This window comes from Chelatococcus sp. CO-6, assembly GCF_001271345.1.
Classification (GTDB): Bacteria; Pseudomonadota; Alphaproteobacteria; order Rhizobiales; family Beijerinckiaceae; genus Chelatococcus_A; species Chelatococcus_A caeni.
In genome coordinates, this window is the sequence record NZ_CP012398.1 from 3,671,298 (window position 1) to 3,685,504 (window position 14,207).

General features: G+C 69.3%; 10 protein-coding genes and 2 tRNA genes. 9 read left to right on the top strand and 3 right to left on the bottom strand.

Annotated elements, in window-relative coordinates:
- Nucleotides 1-155: 155 nt before the first annotated feature.
- A tRNA-Asn gene (locus AL346_RS17230) sits at nt 156-231 on the bottom strand.
- A gap of 141 nt (nt 232-372) precedes the next feature.
- Between AL346_RS17230 and AL346_RS17235 the strand changes: the two genes are divergently transcribed.
- The 7 genes from AL346_RS17235 (at nt 373) to AL346_RS17265 (ending at nt 9,335) form a co-directional block, all read left to right on the top strand.
- Nucleotides 373-446 (top strand) — tRNA-Cys (locus AL346_RS17235).
- 100 nt (nt 447-546) lie between these two features.
- Entirely contained in the window at nt 547-1,212 is a 666-nt protein-coding gene (locus AL346_RS17240; protein ID WP_019400202.1) for a protein-L-isoaspartate O-methyltransferase, read from the top strand.
- 192 nt (nt 1,213-1,404) lie between these two features.
- On the top strand, nt 1,405-2,799 hold the full coding sequence (locus AL346_RS17245) for a TolC family outer membrane protein (protein WP_082312561.1): 1,395 nt from the start codon (nt 1,405-1,407) through the stop codon (nt 2,797-2,799).
- A 431-nt stretch (nt 2,800-3,230) separates the two neighbouring features.
- On the top strand, nt 3,231-3,650 hold the full coding sequence (locus AL346_RS25685) for a PopZ family protein (RefSeq protein WP_245258826.1): 420 nt from the start codon (nt 3,231-3,233) through the stop codon (nt 3,648-3,650).
- Nucleotides 3,651-3,778: 128 nt separating this feature from the next.
- The gene (locus AL346_RS17255) at nt 3,779-6,493 is read left to right on the top strand and encodes a valine--tRNA ligase (RefSeq protein WP_053193896.1); all 2,715 of its coding nucleotides are present in this window, start codon (nt 3,779-3,781) and stop codon (nt 6,491-6,493) included.
- A gap of 291 nt (nt 6,494-6,784) precedes the next feature.
- The gene (ilvD, locus tag AL346_RS17260) at nt 6,785-8,515 is read left to right on the top strand and encodes a dihydroxy-acid dehydratase (RefSeq protein ID WP_019402686.1); all 1,731 of its coding nucleotides are present in this window, start codon (nt 6,785-6,787) and stop codon (nt 8,513-8,515) included.
- Nucleotides 8,502-9,335: a tetratricopeptide repeat protein gene (locus AL346_RS17265; protein WP_019402687.1), complete on the top strand. Its 834-nt coding sequence runs from the start codon at nt 8,502-8,504 to the stop codon at nt 9,333-9,335. Before ilvD ends, AL346_RS17265 begins: the two co-directional genes overlap by 14 nt.
- A 125-nt stretch (nt 9,336-9,460) precedes the next feature.
- Here the strand turns inward: AL346_RS17265 and AL346_RS17270 are convergent, their stop codons facing one another.
- Complete coding sequence (locus AL346_RS17270) at nt 9,461-11,605, bottom strand: CHASE2 domain-containing protein (RefSeq protein WP_053193899.1); 2,145 nt, start codon at nt 11,603-11,605, stop codon at nt 9,461-9,463.
- 121 nt (nt 11,606-11,726) lie between these two features.
- Here AL346_RS17270 and AL346_RS17275 point away from each other — a divergent pair, with 121 nt between their 5' ends.
- Nucleotides 11,727-12,602, top strand: coding sequence for a FecR domain-containing protein (locus tag AL346_RS17275; RefSeq protein WP_197286575.1), 876 nt, complete (start codon nt 11,727-11,729; stop codon nt 12,600-12,602).
- 10 nt (nt 12,603-12,612) lie between these two features.
- Here AL346_RS17275 and xth read toward each other — a convergent pair whose 3' ends face one another.
- The gene (xth, locus tag AL346_RS17280) at nt 12,613-13,395 is read right to left on the bottom strand and encodes an exodeoxyribonuclease III (RefSeq protein WP_019402690.1); all 783 of its coding nucleotides are present in this window, start codon (nt 13,393-13,395) and stop codon (nt 12,613-12,615) included.
- A 97-nt stretch (nt 13,396-13,492) separates the two neighbouring features.
- Here xth and AL346_RS17285 point away from each other — a divergent pair, with 97 nt between their 5' ends.
- Nucleotides 13,493-14,170 carry a ceramidase domain-containing protein gene (locus AL346_RS17285; RefSeq protein WP_019402691.1) on the top strand — a complete coding sequence of 226 codons (678 nt, stop codon included), beginning with the start codon at nt 13,493-13,495 and terminating at the stop codon, nt 14,168-14,170.
- Nucleotides 14,171-14,207: the final 37 nt, after the last annotated feature.

Here is a 14,207-nt window from a genome sequence, read left to right on the forward strand (position 1 = left end):
GGGAGGTTCTCGTGTGATCCTGCGTCGAGCTACATACAATCTCGCGCGCCACATGCCGCCAAAGACATGCCCACGTCAGTCACGACGGAGGCCGGCGCGAATCTAAGGCGATCGGCGCGATCTGAGGCATCACAACGATTTTGGGAGGAAGAAGGTGGCTCCCCGAGCAGGACTCGAACCTGCGACCATTCGATTAACAGTCGAACGCTCTACCAACTGAGCTATCGGGGATCACGGCCGGTTGACTATATCATGACAGGCGCGCCTGCAACCCCTTTTCGCGCCCGTCACCAGGCTGTGGATTGACGGGGAGGGCACCCCGAAAACGGATGTTGCGGAAGGGCCCGCGCCTTTGGTATGAACCCGCGGCGAGGCCTCGTGGCGGAGTGGTTACGCAGAGGACTGCAAATCCTTGCACCCCGGTTCGATTCCGGGCGAGGCCTCCACATCCGGCGATACCGCTTTCGGGATCGAACCCGCCGGCCCGATGCCAGCGGGAACGCTGCCCGGGGCGTTCCGCCGGCAGCGCTCCTGAAAGGTCCCCCGATGCTCGATTTCGCCCAAGCCCGCCGCACCATGGTGGACTGCCAGGTCAGAACCTTCGACGTGGTGGACCATGCGTTGCTGAGCGTCCTCGAGGAGGTGCCGCGCGAGCGTTTCGTGCCGGCCGGCGAGGAAGCCACCGCCTATTCCGACCGGGCCCTCACCCTGGCGCGGTTCGCCGACGGCACGGCGCGCGTGATGCTGGCGCCGATGGTGCTCGCCCGCATGGTTCAGGCCCTCGACATCGAGCCCGGCAGCCGCATCCTCGATGTGGCCGGCGGCACGGGCTATTCGAGCGCCGTGATGGAACGCCTCGGCGGCGAGGTCGTCATGGTCGAGAGCGACCCGGCCCTGGCCGAGCGTGCGAAGGCTCTCCTGGCCGACCTCGGCTGTGAGGTCCCGGTCCATGTGGGGCCGGTCGCCGAAGGCCATGCCGCAGGCGCGCCCTATGATCTGATTCTCGTGAACGGGGCCTATGAGGCCGTTCCGGACACGTTGCTGGCCCAGCTCGCCGAAGGTGGCAGGCTCGCCGCGGTCGATGCCTCGGAAGGGGCGGGCCGGGTCGTGCTTTTCCAGCGCGCGGGGGAGGCGGTGGGCTGCCGGCGCCTGTTCGATGCGTCGGCGCCGGTGGTCGAGGGGCTGCGGCGCGCGCCGTCCTTCCAGTTTTGACGGTTTCCCAACCTTCCGGCGTGTGTCGCATTTTTGCGGCACAATCAGAAAAGTTGGCGCGCGCGTCCGCGTCAGCAGTTCTCGCTGCCGGATCCGGGCTGTATGCTCGCCCCCGAGCGTTCGCAGGGGCTGGCACGTTCGACAAAGGATTCTGAGGTGCTTTTCAGGCCTCGACATGACGGGAAGGTGGCCGTGATTCGACATTCGAAGACCACCGGGGCGAAGTGGCTGAAGCTTGCGGCACTGTCCGGTACCATCCTCGCATCCTGCGCCACCGCGCAGGCGGAGACGATGTCCGGCGCGCTGGCAAAGGCTTACGAGAACAACCCGTCGCTGAACGTCCAGCGCGCGCAGGTGCGCATCACGGACGAGAACGTGCCGCGGGCCAAGGGTGGCTGGCGCCCGTCTATCAACGCGCAGGGCACTATCGGTGCCCTTTCCCTGAATTCGCGGACGCCCAACGTGGGCCGCTCGAACGACGATCTCTTCCGCCGCTCCATCGGTATCGAGGTGCAGCAGATGATCTTCGACAGCGGGCGCACCCTCAACAACGTGCGTGCGTCCGAATCGCAGGTCTTCGGGGCCCGCGAGACCCTTCGCAACACCGAGCAGAGCGTGCTGCTCGACGGCGTCATCGCCTACATGAACGTGCTGCGCGACACGGCCGTCTACAACCTGCAGACCAACAACGTCGAGGTGCTGCAGGAGCAGCTGCGCCAGACGAAGGACCGGTTCGACGTCGGCGAGGTGACGCGCACGGACGTCGCCCAGGCCGAGGCGGCGCTGGCGGCCGGGCGCGCCCAGCAGAGCGTGGCCCAGGCCAATCTCAGGTCCAGCATCGCGACCTACCGGCAGGTGATCGGCGTCGAGCCCAAGCAGCTCGGGCCCGGCATCTCGGCCGAGAAATACCTGCCGAAGACGGTGGACCAGGCCGTCGCCCTCGGCCTGCAGCGCCATCCGGCGATCGCCTCCGCGCAGCACAGCGTCGACACGGCCGAGCTGCAGGTGAAGGCGACGGAGGCGCAGCTCCTGCCGGACTTCCGCGTCGCGGCGGGCGTGTCGCAGAGCTGGGACCAGAACATCTCCGGCGACCGGCGCACGAGCGCCTCGATCATCGGCACGCTGAACGTCCCGATCTACGAGGGCGGCGTGGTCTATGCGCAGACCCGGCAGGCCAAGGAGACGGCCGGCCAGGCGCGCATTCAGGTCGATCTCATCCGCGACCAGGTGCGTCAGCAGGTCATCGCCACCTGGTCGCAGCTGGAGGCGGCCAAGCAGCAGATCACGGCGGCGCAGGCGCAGGTGGAGGCCAACCAGGTCGCGCTCGAGGGCGTCCGCGAGGAGGCCAAGGTCGGCCAGCGCACGACCCTCGACGTCCTCAACGCCCAGCAGGCGCTGCTCAATTCCCGCGTCGAGCTGGTCACGGCCCAGCGCGACCGCATCGTCGCCTCCTACGGCGTCCTCTCGGCTGTCGGCCGCCTTGCGGCTCCGACGCTCGGTCTCAGGGTCGCGGCCTACGATCCGAAGATCCACTTCGAGCAGGTCAAGGACAAGTGGATCGGTCTCGACACGCCGAGCGGCAAGTAGCAGCGGTGGTATTTAGCGGCCGAAAATGCCGCTAAATCCTGTGGTCTTCGGGGCGGGGCGCTTGCCTCGCCCTTTGTGCGTGAAATACTCGGCTGACGGAGACGGACGTGATTCTCGCGTCCGACAATTGATCGGTGCGACGCATGAATTCGGCGAGCCCCAAGCTGCAGGACCCTGCGAAGACGCCCGAGCCGACGATGGACGAGATTCTCGCATCCATCCGGCGTATCATCACGGAGGACCAGCCCTCGGCTGCGCCGGCCCCCCGGGCCCCCGCGGCGGAGGAGCGCGGCCCCCGCCAGGAAAGCGCGCGTCCTGAAAGCGTCCGGCCCGAGAACGCGCGTCGGGAAGTCCCCGGCCGCGAGCGGGCACGCCGGGACGAATCCTTCCTGCCGGAGCCGCCGCGCAGGCCCGCTGCAGCGGAGGAGGCCATGGCCGCTCTCCGCCCGGCGGCCCCGGGGCCCGTGCCGACCGTGACGCCGCCGGCCGCGTCGGCCGGAGGCGAGGGCCTCTCGCGCGCCGCCATCGAGCGCAGCATCGCCGAGGAGGCCATGCCGTCGCTGGTCGCCTCGCTTTCGGCAGCGCTCCCGCCGCGGCAGCCCGAGCCTGCGACGGCTCCGCGGGAGGCGAGGGATGACCTGCTCTCGCCCCAGGCCGGCGCCAGCGTCGCCTCCTCCTTCGAGGCCCTGACGTCGAACGTCTCCGGCCAGGGAGCGCGCACGCTGGAGGATCTGGTGCGCGAGATGCTGCGCCCCATGCTCAAGGCCTGGCTCGACGACAACCTTCCGGCCCTCGTCGAGCGGCTCGTGCGCCAGGAGATCGAGCGCGTGGCGCGCGGCGGCCGGCGCTGAGCCTTCCTGCGTCGCCCGGCGCCTGATCGGCCGCTCCGCCCGGTCGGCGATTGACTTATGCCCTCCGCTTCGCTTTCTACCAGTCGGTTCCCCGCGCCGGCCCCCGCCGGCGCGCGCAAATGGTTTGGGTGATGGACAAGACTTTCGAGCCGGGCGCCGTCGAGGCGCGGATTTCCGCCGTGTGGGAGAAGGAAGGGGCGTTTCGCGCCGGGCGCGAGGACCGCGCCGGCGCGCCGCCCTATTGCATCGTCATTCCCCCGCCGAACGTTACCGGCTCGCTGCACATGGGCCATGCGCTCAACAACACGCTGCAGGACGTGCTCTGCCGCTTCGAGCGCATGCGCGGCAAGGACGTGCTGTGGCAGCCCGGCATGGATCACGCCGGCATCGCCACGCAGATGGTGGTCGAGCGTCAGCTCATGGAGCGGCAGGAGCCGTCCCGTCGGGACCTCGGGCGCGAGCGCTTCGTCGAGCGCGTCTGGGCGTGGAAGGAGCAGTCCGGCGGCGCCATCATCAACCAGCTGAAGCGCCTCGGCGCCTCCTGTGACTGGTCGCGCGAGCGCTTCACGATGGACGAGGGGCTGTCGCAGGCCGTCGTCAAGGTCTTCGTCGCCCTGCACGCCGAGGGGCTGATCTACAAGGACAAGCGCCTCGTCAACTGGGACCCGCGCTTCCTCACCGCCATCTCGGACCTCGAGGTGCAGCAGGTCGAGGTCAAGGGCCATCTCTGGCACATCCGCTACCCCGTCGAGGGGGAGGCGGGACGCTTCATCACGGTCGCGACGACCAGGCCGGAGACCATGCTGGGCGACACGGCCGTCGCGGTCCATCCCGAGGATGAGCGTTACCGCGATCTCATCGGCAAGAATGTCGTGCTGCCGCTCGTCGGCCGGCGCATCCCGATCGTTGCCGACGCCTATTCCGATCCGGAAAAGGGCACCGGTGCCGTCAAGATCACGCCGGCGCACGATTTCAACGACTTCGACGTCGGCAAGCGCCACGGCCTCCGGCTCGTCAACGTGCTCGGCCCGGAGGCCGAGATCATGGTGCGCGACAACGAGGCCTTCCTCGAGGGCTCTGAGGCCGGCGCCGATCTCGAGGCGGTGCTCGCGCTTCATGGGCTCGACCGTTTCGAGGCGCGCAAGCGCATCGTCGCCATGCTGGAGGAGCGGGAACTCCTCGCGGCGATCGAGCCGCACACCCACATGGTGCCGCACGGCGACCGTTCCGGCGTCGTCATCGAGCCCTGGCTGACGGACCAGTGGTACCTCGACGTCAAGCCGCTCGCCGAGAAGGCGCTCGCCGCCGTGCGCGCCGGCAAGACGCGCTTCGTCCCGGAGACGTGGGAGAAGACCTACTTCCAGTGGCTCGAGAACATCGAGCCGTGGTGCATCTCGCGCCAGCTCTGGTGGGGCCACCAGATCCCGGCATGGTACGGGCCGGATGGCCATGTCTTCGTCGCCGCGGGTGAGGACGAGGCAAGGTCCGCCGCGGCCCGCCATTACGGCAGCGAAGTGTCGCTCACCCGCGACGAGGACGTGCTCGACACCTGGTTCTCCTCCGCGCTGTGGCCCTTCTCGACGCTCGGCTGGCCGGACAAGACGCCGGAGCTCGCCCGCTATTATCCGACCAGCACGCTCGTCACCGGCTTCGACATCATCTTCTTCTGGGTCGCCCGGATGATGATGATGGGCATCCATTTCATGGACGACGTGCCCTTCCGCGACGTCTACATCCACGCCCTCGTCCGCGACGAGAAGGGGGCGAAGATGTCGAAGTCCAAGGGCAACGTCATCGACCCGCTCGACCTCGTCGAGAAATACGGTGCCGATGCCCTGCGCTTCACGCTCGCCGCCATGGCGGCGCAGGGACGCGACATCAAGCTTTCGACGCAACGGGTTGAAGGATATCGCAATTTCGCGACCAAGATCTGGAATGCGGCGCGCTTTGCCGAGATGAACGGCTGCGTGCGTGTGGCGGCTTTCACGCCGGACCAGGCGACACTGACGCTCAACCGCTGGATCCTCGGCGAGTGCGGCGCCGCCGCCGGCGCCGTGACGGCCGCGCTCGAGGCGTTCAAGTTCAACGAGGCGGCGGGCGCGGCCTACCGCTTCGTCTGGAACCTCTTCTGCGACTGGTATCTCGAGCTCGCCAAGCCCGTCCTGCAGGGCGAGGACGGCCCCGCCAAGGACGAGACGCGGGCGACGATCGCCTTCGTCCTCGACGAGATCTGCAAGCTGCTGCATCCCTTCATGCCCTTCCTCACCGAGGAGCTGTGGGCCATCAAGGGCGAGGAGGGGCCCGCGCGGGAGACGATCCTGGCGCTCGCCTCGTGGCCCGAGGCGAAGGCGGCTGGCGATGCCGAGGCGGAGGCCGAGATCGGCTGGATCATCGACCTCGTGTCCGACATCCGCTCCGCCCGAGCGGAGACGAATGTGCCGGCCGGCGCGCAGGTGCCGCTCGTCTTCGTCGGCGCCTCCGCCGGGACGCGGGCGCGCGTCACCCGCTGGGAGGATGTGCTGCGCCGTCTCGCGCGGCTCGGCGACATCAGCTATGCCGACGCCGTGCCCGGGGGCAGCATCCAGCTCATCGTCCGCGGCGAGGTGGCCGCCCTGCCGCTCGCCGGCCTCGTCGATCTTGCGGCCGAGCGTGTCCGCCTCGAGAAGGAGCTCGGCAAGCTCGATGCGGATATCGCCCGCATCGACGCCAAGCTCGCCAATGCGGATTTCATCGCCCGCGCGCCGGAAGAGGTCGTGGAAGAGCAGAAGGAGCGCCGGGAAGCCGCGCTCCTGCGCCAGGGCAAGATCCGCGAGGCGCTCGCCCGCCTCGCCGGCGCCGCATAACCATTAAGGTTAATTTCCCCTCAATTTTATGTGACTTCAGCGCAACAGGCCGTGACGATCATCGATCGCCACGGCCTGCGCGTTGCGGCTGCCGCGAAGCCGCCATAAACGAGTCGCACCTCTTTACGCACAGCAAATCCTTGAAAGTGCTGCGGTTTGGCTGCGGGGTCCAAGGTTCTGGCAAGCAATTGCCGGGAATGGTGGGCTCGTGCGTGCCTCTTGGCATCACCGCAGGCTTCTGGGAAAGAATTGCCTCGCAAGGGGCAGGGCGAACAGGGAGTGCGTTGCCGGATGGACGCGCGCGTCTTCGATAAGGCGAAGCTGCCCAGCCGTCATGTGACGGAGGGACCCGCGCGTGCGCCCCATCGCTCCTACTATTACGCCATGGGCCTGACGGAGCGGCAGATCCACCAGCCCTTCGTCGGCGTCGCCAGCTGCTGGAACGAGGCGGCTCCCTGCAACATCGCCCTGATGCGCCAGGCCCAGGCGGTGAAGAAGGGCGTCGCGTCTGCCGGCGGCACGCCGCGCGAGTTCTGCACCATCACCGTCACCGACGGCATCGCCATGGGCCACCAGGGCATGAAGTCCTCGCTCGTCTCGCGCGAGGTCATCGCCGACTCGGTCGAGCTCACCATGCGCGGGCACTGCTATGACGCGCTCGTCGGCCTCGCCGGCTGCGACAAGTCGCTGCCCGGCATGATGATGGCCATGGTGCGCCTCAACGTCCCGTCGATCTTCATCTACGGCGGCTCCATCCTGCCGGGCAACTTTCGCGGCAAGCCCGTCACCGTGCAGGACGTCTTCGAGGCCGTCGGCCGCCATTCCGTCGGCAACATGTCGGACGACGACCTGGCCGAGCTGGAGCAGGTGGCCTGCCCCTCGGCCGGGGCCTGCGGCGCCCAGTTCACCGCCAACACCATGGCGACCGTGTCGGAGGCCATCGGCCTCGCGCTGCCTTATTCGGCCGGCGCCCCGGCGCCCTACGAGATCCGCGACAGCTTCTGCATGACCGCGGGCGAGATGATCATGGAGCTCGTCGCGAGGCAGATCCGCCCGCGCGACATCGTCACCCTGAAGGCGCTGGAGAATGCGGCGACCGTGGTGGCCGCCTCGGGCGGCTCCACCAATGCGGCGCTGCATCTGCCGGCCATCGCCCACGAGGCCGGCATCAAGTTCGACCTCTTCGACGTCGCCGAGATCTTCCGCCGCACGCCCTATATCGCCGATCTCAAGCCCGGCGGGCGCTATGTCGCCAAGGACATGTTCGAGATCGGCGGCATTCCGCTCCTGATGAAGACGCTGCTCGACCACGGCTTCCTGCACGGCGACTGCATGACCGTGACGGGCCGCACGATCGCGGAAAACCTCGCCTCGGTGCGCTGGAACGACGAGCAGGACGTGGTGCGTCCCGCCGACGAGCCGCTGTCGCCCACGGGCGGCGTCGTCGGCCTCAGCGGTAATCTCGCGCCGGACGGCGCCATCGTGAAGGTGGCCGGCATGGACGAGGACAGCCTCGACTTTGCCGGGCCGGCCCGCTGCTTCGACAGCGAGGAGGCCTGTTTCGAGGCGGTGAAGAACCGCGCCTACGAAGAAGGCGACGTGCTCGTCATCCGCTACGAGGGGCCGCGCGGCGGCCCCGGCATGCGCGAGATGCTGGCCACGACGGCGGCCCTCTACGGACAGGGCATGGGCGACAAGGTGGCGCTCATCACGGACGGGCGTTTCTCCGGCGCGACGCGTGGCCTGTGCATCGGCCATGTCGGGCCGGAGGCGGCCGTCGGCGGACCGATCGGCTTGCTGCGCGACGGCGACATCATCGAGATCGATGCCGTGGCCGGCAGGCTGGATGTGCGGGTGTCCGAGGCTGAGATGGCGCGTCGGCGCGCCGTCTGGACCCCGCGCGAGACGGACTATGGCTCGGGGGCACTCTGGAAATATGCGCAGACGGTCGGGCCGGCGCGCGGCGGCGCCGTGACCCACCCAGGCGCCTTCGAAGAAAAGCACTGCTATGCTGACCAGTAGAGTACTCGCGTACGGGCTCGGCGCCCTCGTCTTCGCCGCCGCCATGCCGACGGCCATGGCGCTCGACGGCCCGCGCTCGGCCGCCGCCCCCGTGATCGGCGCCTCGCCGACCGATGCCTTCAAGTCGGTGCGTGACGCCTTCAAGACCGGCATCCGCGACTACAATGCCGGCGACAAGGTGGGCGCCGTGCGTGCCCTCGAATATGCGGCGACGCAGGGCCACACCATGGCACTGTGGAAGCTCGGCCGCATGTATGCCGAGGGCGACGGCGTCGGCCACGACGACCTCAAGGCCTTCGAGTATTTCTCGAAGATCGCCGACCAATATGCCGACGAGAGCCCGGCCTCGGCGAACGCGCGCTTCGTCTCCAGCGCCTTCGTCGCGCTCGGCGGCTATTTCCTCGAGGGCATCTCCGGCAGCTACGTCAAACGCGACGTCGGCCGCGCGGTGGACATGTTCTACTACGCCGCCTCCTATTACGGCGATCCGGACGCCCAGTACGGCCTCGCGCGCCTCTATCTCGAGGGGCTCGGCGTCGACAAGGACAGCCGCCAGGCGGCGCGCTGGCTGCACCTTTCCGCGGAGAAGGGCCATCACGCCGCGCAGGCGCTGCTCGGCAACCTGCTCATCCTCGGCGATGGCGTGCCGCGGCAGGGCGCCCGCGGCCTGATGTGGCTGACGATGGCCCGCGAAGCGGCCGATCCGCAGAAGGACAGCTGGATCATCGACCTGCACGACAGGGCCTTCTCGTCCGCGAGCGAGAGCGACCGGCAGGCAGCGCTCGCCTACATGCAGCAATATCTCAGCAAGCACCGCTAGAGCCCGTTCCGATCAGATTGCATCGCAATCTGATCGGTAAAACGGTCTCTTTCTTAGTGTTTAGAGCCAGATCCTATCAGGTTGATCCAACCTGATAGGATCTGGCTCTAAGGGATTCTGCTGATTCAGCCTTCCGGGACCGGCTCGTTCTCCGCGAGCCGCGTCCGATGGTAGGCGTAGAGTCGCGCGTGGCGGGCCCCGGCGGGGCTTCGTGAGACCTCCTCCAGAAGCTCCTGCGCCGATGTCCGGCCGTTGATGGCGGCCGCGATGGCGGCATCGTGTTGCCGGCGGAAATCGTCGAAACCGGCATCCTTCCCATCCGGCCCCGAGACGAGGGCATAAAGCCGCGTTGCCTCGCCGCGGCCGCGCAGGCGCACCTCGTCGACGAGGACGAAGGTGAAGGCCGGCGCTGCGGCCACGACCTCGCCCGAGACGAGGATCGGCTCCCCGTAGACCTTGCTCGTCTGCTCGATGCGCGCGGCGGCGTTCACGGTGTCGCCGACGGCGGAATAGTCGAAGCGGTGCCGCGAGCCGAGGTTGCCGACGCAGGCTGGCCCGGTATGGATGCCGATGCCCACGGCGAGCGGCGGCAGGCCCTCCTGCGCCAGGGTCGGGGCGAGGCGGCCGATCGCCGCCTGCATGGCGAGCGCTGCCTTGAGCGCCTTCGCCACATGGTCCGGCACGTCGAGCGGCGCGTTCCAGAAGGCCATGAGGCCGTCGCCGAGAAACTTGTCGATCGTGCCGCCGTGGCGCATCACCTCGTCGGTGAGCGGCGTGTGCACGGTATTGAGGAAGGTGACGACCTCCCGCGCGTCGAGCCGCTCGGCACGGCTGGTGAAGCCGCGGATGTCGGCGAAGAGCACGGTTATCGGCCGGATCTCGCCGCCGAGCGCCAGGCGCCCCGGCTCGCGCGCCAGCGCCGCCACCACCTCCGGCGACAGGTAGCGCGCGAAGGCCTGGCGGATCCATCGCCGCTCCGCCTCCGTGCGGCGCAGTGCGATGGCGATGGCGGTGGCGAAGGAGGCCGCCGTACCGGCGAGTGGCCAGACCGGATCGATGAGCATCGCCCAGCGCGAGAAGGCGAGCCAGCTCGCTGCGGCGACGGTCGCGGCAAGGCCGAGGAAGCCGAGGGCGCTGACGAGGGGGCGCACGCGCAAGGCGAGGGCCGCGGCAAGGGCACTGAAGGTGAGAAGCGCGGCCACCTCGATGCCCGGCGCATAGTCCGGCCGCATCAGGCGGGCACCCGAAAGGACGTGCTCGATGAATTCCGCGTGGATGTCGACGCCGGGCACCGCGGCTTCGAGCGGCGTCGCACGCACGTCGGCAAGGGCGGCGGCGCTCGTACCGACGAGGACGATGGCGCCGGAAAGCGCGGCCGTGTCGGCGGAGCCGTCCAGCAGGCGCCAGGCGGCGAGGCGGCGCTCCGGCCGCGTGCCGGCGTAGTGGATGCGCAGCGCGCCGTCCGCCTCGGTGGCGATGGTGGCGTCGCCGATGCGCACGGCCGCAATCCCTGTCTGGCGTCCGAAAGCGGTTTCGCCGCTCGCGTTCGAGGCGCGCACGAGGATGGTCGATGCCCCTTGCGCGACGCGCAGCGCCTCGCTCGCCAGGCTCGGCACCAGCGCATCGCCGAGCGCCATGAGCGTCGGCACGCGCCGCACGACGAGGTCGCGGTCCGGCACCCAGTTGAGTGCCCCGAGGCCGGCTGCCGGCTTGGTGAAGAGCGGCAGGGAGGGAATGACGCCCGGAAAGCGCGGCACGAAGTTCAGGGGGTCGTCGCCCGCCGTGGCAAAGCCCGCCTTCGGCGCGAGCGGCGTCTCGCCCGGCGCGTTCGTCAGGGTGAGGCTCATGACGACCGGGGCGGAGGCGACGGCCTCGGCCAGCCGCTCGTCGCCCGGCGCCTCCGGCCCGCCGGTCCGCTCCGGCTCCGACAGGAGGATGTCGAAGGCGACGGCGGCGGCACCGGCAGCCTGCAGCCGGTCCACGATCGCGGCGAGGCGCGCCCGCGGCCAGGGCCACTGGCCGAGACGGGCGAGGCTGTCGTCGTCGATGTCGACGATGCGCACGGGCGGGGTGGGGTCGTAGGGCCGCGGGGACAGCCGCTGATAGCTGTCGAAGGTGATGTCGCGCACCGCGCGCACCGGCATGGGCGCCGACAGGATGAGTGCGGCGGTGGCGACCACCGGCACGAGCACGGCGGCCCAGCCGCCGGGCCGCAGGTGGCGGCGTGCACCTTGATGTGCGTCCGTCGGCGTCGCGCCGCTGTCCTGCATGAGCGATCTCCGTCTGCGGGAGGGAATGTCGCAGTCGGGCATGCGCAAGGCAAATCGCGCCGCTCCCTCGTGCAATGTATGCGTCGCGGGTTATAGTCCCTCGCAGGGTGGGGGGCATGCGATGGCACGGTGCACGATTGCCACGGTGGCGGCGCTGGCTGCCGGCTGGCTCGCGGCGGCCTGTGGGCCCGCGGCGGCTGAGACGGACATCGGGGCCGCCGTCATCGCCGAGCGCCAGGTGTCGGGCAGCCTCAACGGGCGGGTGCGGACGGTCGCCGTCGGTTCGGACGTCTTCGCCGACGAGGTCATCCGCACCGGCCGGGACAGCGCGGCCCGCCTCGTCTTCCGCGACGAGACGCATTTGATGATGACGGCCAATGCCGTCGTCACGCTCGACCGCTTCGTCTTCAATCCCGACCGGACGGCGACCGAAGCCGTGGTGCGCGCGACGCGCGGTGCCTTCCGCTGGGTGAGCGGTGCCTCGCCATCCGGCGCCTATGAGATCCGCACCCCGATCGCGACCATCGGCGTGCGCGGCACGGTCTTCGATCTTCTCGTCGAGGCCGCCCGCGTCACGGTGGTGCTGCAGGAGGGAGCGGTCGAGGTCTGCACGCTCGCGGGCCGCTGCGTCGACGTGGTGCGGCCCGGCGACGTGGTCGTCGTCACCCGGGCCGGCCTCGCCGGGCCGGTGGCCGGCACGCCGAACACTTTCGACTTCTTCGAGGCCTGCCTGCAGAGCAGCAACCGGGCCCTGTGCCGGCAGGTGGAAGAGGTGCCGTCACGGCAGCCGATCTACTGGCTCGACCGCAACGGGCCGGCGGCGCCCGGCTCCTCCTCGACGGAAACGGGTGGAGGAGGCTCGTCGCAGGGCGGCAATCGCGGCGGCGGCGGTCAAGGTGGCCAGAGTAGCGGCACCCAGGGAGGCGGCACCCAAGGAGGCGGCACCCAGGGAGGCGGCACGCAGGGAAGCGGCGCCCCGGGGAGCAACGGCCCGTGAACGGCCGCGCTTACAAGTCGAATTCGGCCATGACGGGCACGTGGTCGGACGGCTTGTCCCAGCCGCGCGTGTGCTTGACCACGGTGATGCTCCTGAGCCGGTCGGCCGCCTGCGGCGACAGGAGCAGGTGGTCGATGCGGATGCCGTTGTTCTTCTGCCACGCCCCTGCCTGGTAGTCCCAGAAGGTGTAGAGGCCCGCGGCATCGGTGGTGGAGCGCAGGGCATCATAGAGGCCGAGGTTGAGCAGGCTGCGGAACTTCTCCCGCGTCGGCGGCAGGAAGAGCGCATCGTTCACCCACAGCTCCGGCCTTGCCGCATCCTTCGGCTCGGGGATGACGTTGAAGTCGCCCGCGATCACGAAGGGCTCCTCCTCGGCGAGACGGGCCCGGGCGTGGGCGTGGAGCCGGTCCATCCAGGCGAGCTTGTAGCTGTACTTCTCGGACGGCACGGGGTTGCCGTTCGGCAGGTAGATGGCGGCGATGCGCGCCGCGCCCTTCTCGCCCGGCACGAGCGCCTCGACGAAGCGCGCCTGCCCGTCCTCGTCATCGCCCGGCAGGCGGAGCCGGATGTCCTCCAGCGGCCGCTTGGAGAGGATGGCGACGCCGTTGAAGCTCTTCTGCCCGCACAGCGCGATGTTGTAGCCGGTGCCGTCGAGCTCGAGCCGCGGGAAGGCCTCCTCCTGGCACTTCAGCTCCTGCAGGCAGACGACATCGGGCGCTTCCTCCTTCAGGAAGCGCTGCAGATGCTCCAGCCGCTGCTTGATGGAATTGACGTTCCAGGTAGCGATCCGCATGGCGTGTCGGCTCCGGCGAAGGGATGTTGCCTCATCGTCATGGAGATGTGACACGGGAGGGGCGGCACCGCAATCACGCGAAGGCGAGGGGTGGGGGATGGACCGGTCGTCGTGGCATCAACCGATCGATGCCTATTGCGAGCGCATCGATCCGAGCTTCTGGTCCGAGCCCGTCAATGCCCTGACGAACGGCGCCTTCATCATCGCGGCGATCGCGGCGGCGGTGCTTTGGCTGCGGGCGCCGCGGCGGGACTGGCTGGTCGCGGTCCTGATCGTGCTGGCCTTTGCCGTGGGCGTCGGCTCCTTCCTCTTCCACACGGTCGCGACGCGCTGGGCGGCGCTCGCCGATGTCGTGCCCATCGCGCTGTTCATCATCGTCTATTTCTTCCTCGCCATGCGGCGCTACCTTGAGCTGCCGCTGTGGGCGGCGCTCGCCGTCACGGTGCTGTTCCAGGCGTTTTCGATGACCGTGCCGGGCCTGTGGCTCGACTTCGCCCGCGCGCGGTTCGGCTACGACCCGCTCAACGGCTCGGCGGGCTATCTGCCGGCCGCCGCCGCGATGATCGTGGTCGGGATCCTCGCATGGCGCGGCAGGCCGGCCGTCGGGCGCGCGCTCGTCGGCATCGGCGGCCTCTTCGTCGTCTCGCTGACCTTCCGCAGCATCGATTCGCTCGTCTGCGGCGCGCTGCCGCTCGGCACCCACTTCCTGTGGCACCTCGCCAATGCGCTCGTGCTGTTCCTGCTGCTGCGGGTTGCGTTACGCTCGCAGGCCTGACGGCTGCCAGCACCGTGGGGCAGCTATTGGAACCACG

Bases quoted from the DNA above. Each gene is read 5' to 3' on its own strand.
- AL346_RS17240 (WP_019400202.1), top strand. From the start codon at position 547: ATGCTCGATTTCGCCCAAGCCCGCCGCACCATGGTGGACTGCCAGGTC.
- AL346_RS25685 (WP_245258826.1), top strand. From the start codon at position 3,231: ATGGCCGCTCTCCGCCCGGCGGCCCCGGGGCCCGTGCCGACCGTGACG.
- ilvD (WP_019402686.1), top strand. From the start codon at position 6,785: ATGGACGCGCGCGTCTTCGATAAGGCGAAGCTGCCCAGCCGTCATGTG.
- AL346_RS17265 (WP_019402687.1), top strand. From the start codon at position 8,502: ATGCTGACCAGTAGAGTACTCGCGTACGGGCTCGGCGCCCTCGTCTTC.
- AL346_RS17270 (WP_053193899.1), bottom strand. From the start codon at position 11,605: ATGCAGGACAGCGGCGCGACGCCGACGGACGCACATCAAGGTGCACGC.
- AL346_RS17275 (WP_197286575.1), top strand. From the start codon at position 11,727: ATGGCACGGTGCACGATTGCCACGGTGGCGGCGCTGGCTGCCGGCTGG.
- xth (WP_019402690.1), bottom strand. From the start codon at position 13,395: ATGCGGATCGCTACCTGGAACGTCAATTCCATCAAGCAGCGGCTGGAG.
- AL346_RS17285 (WP_019402691.1), top strand. From the start codon at position 13,493: ATGGACCGGTCGTCGTGGCATCAACCGATCGATGCCTATTGCGAGCGC.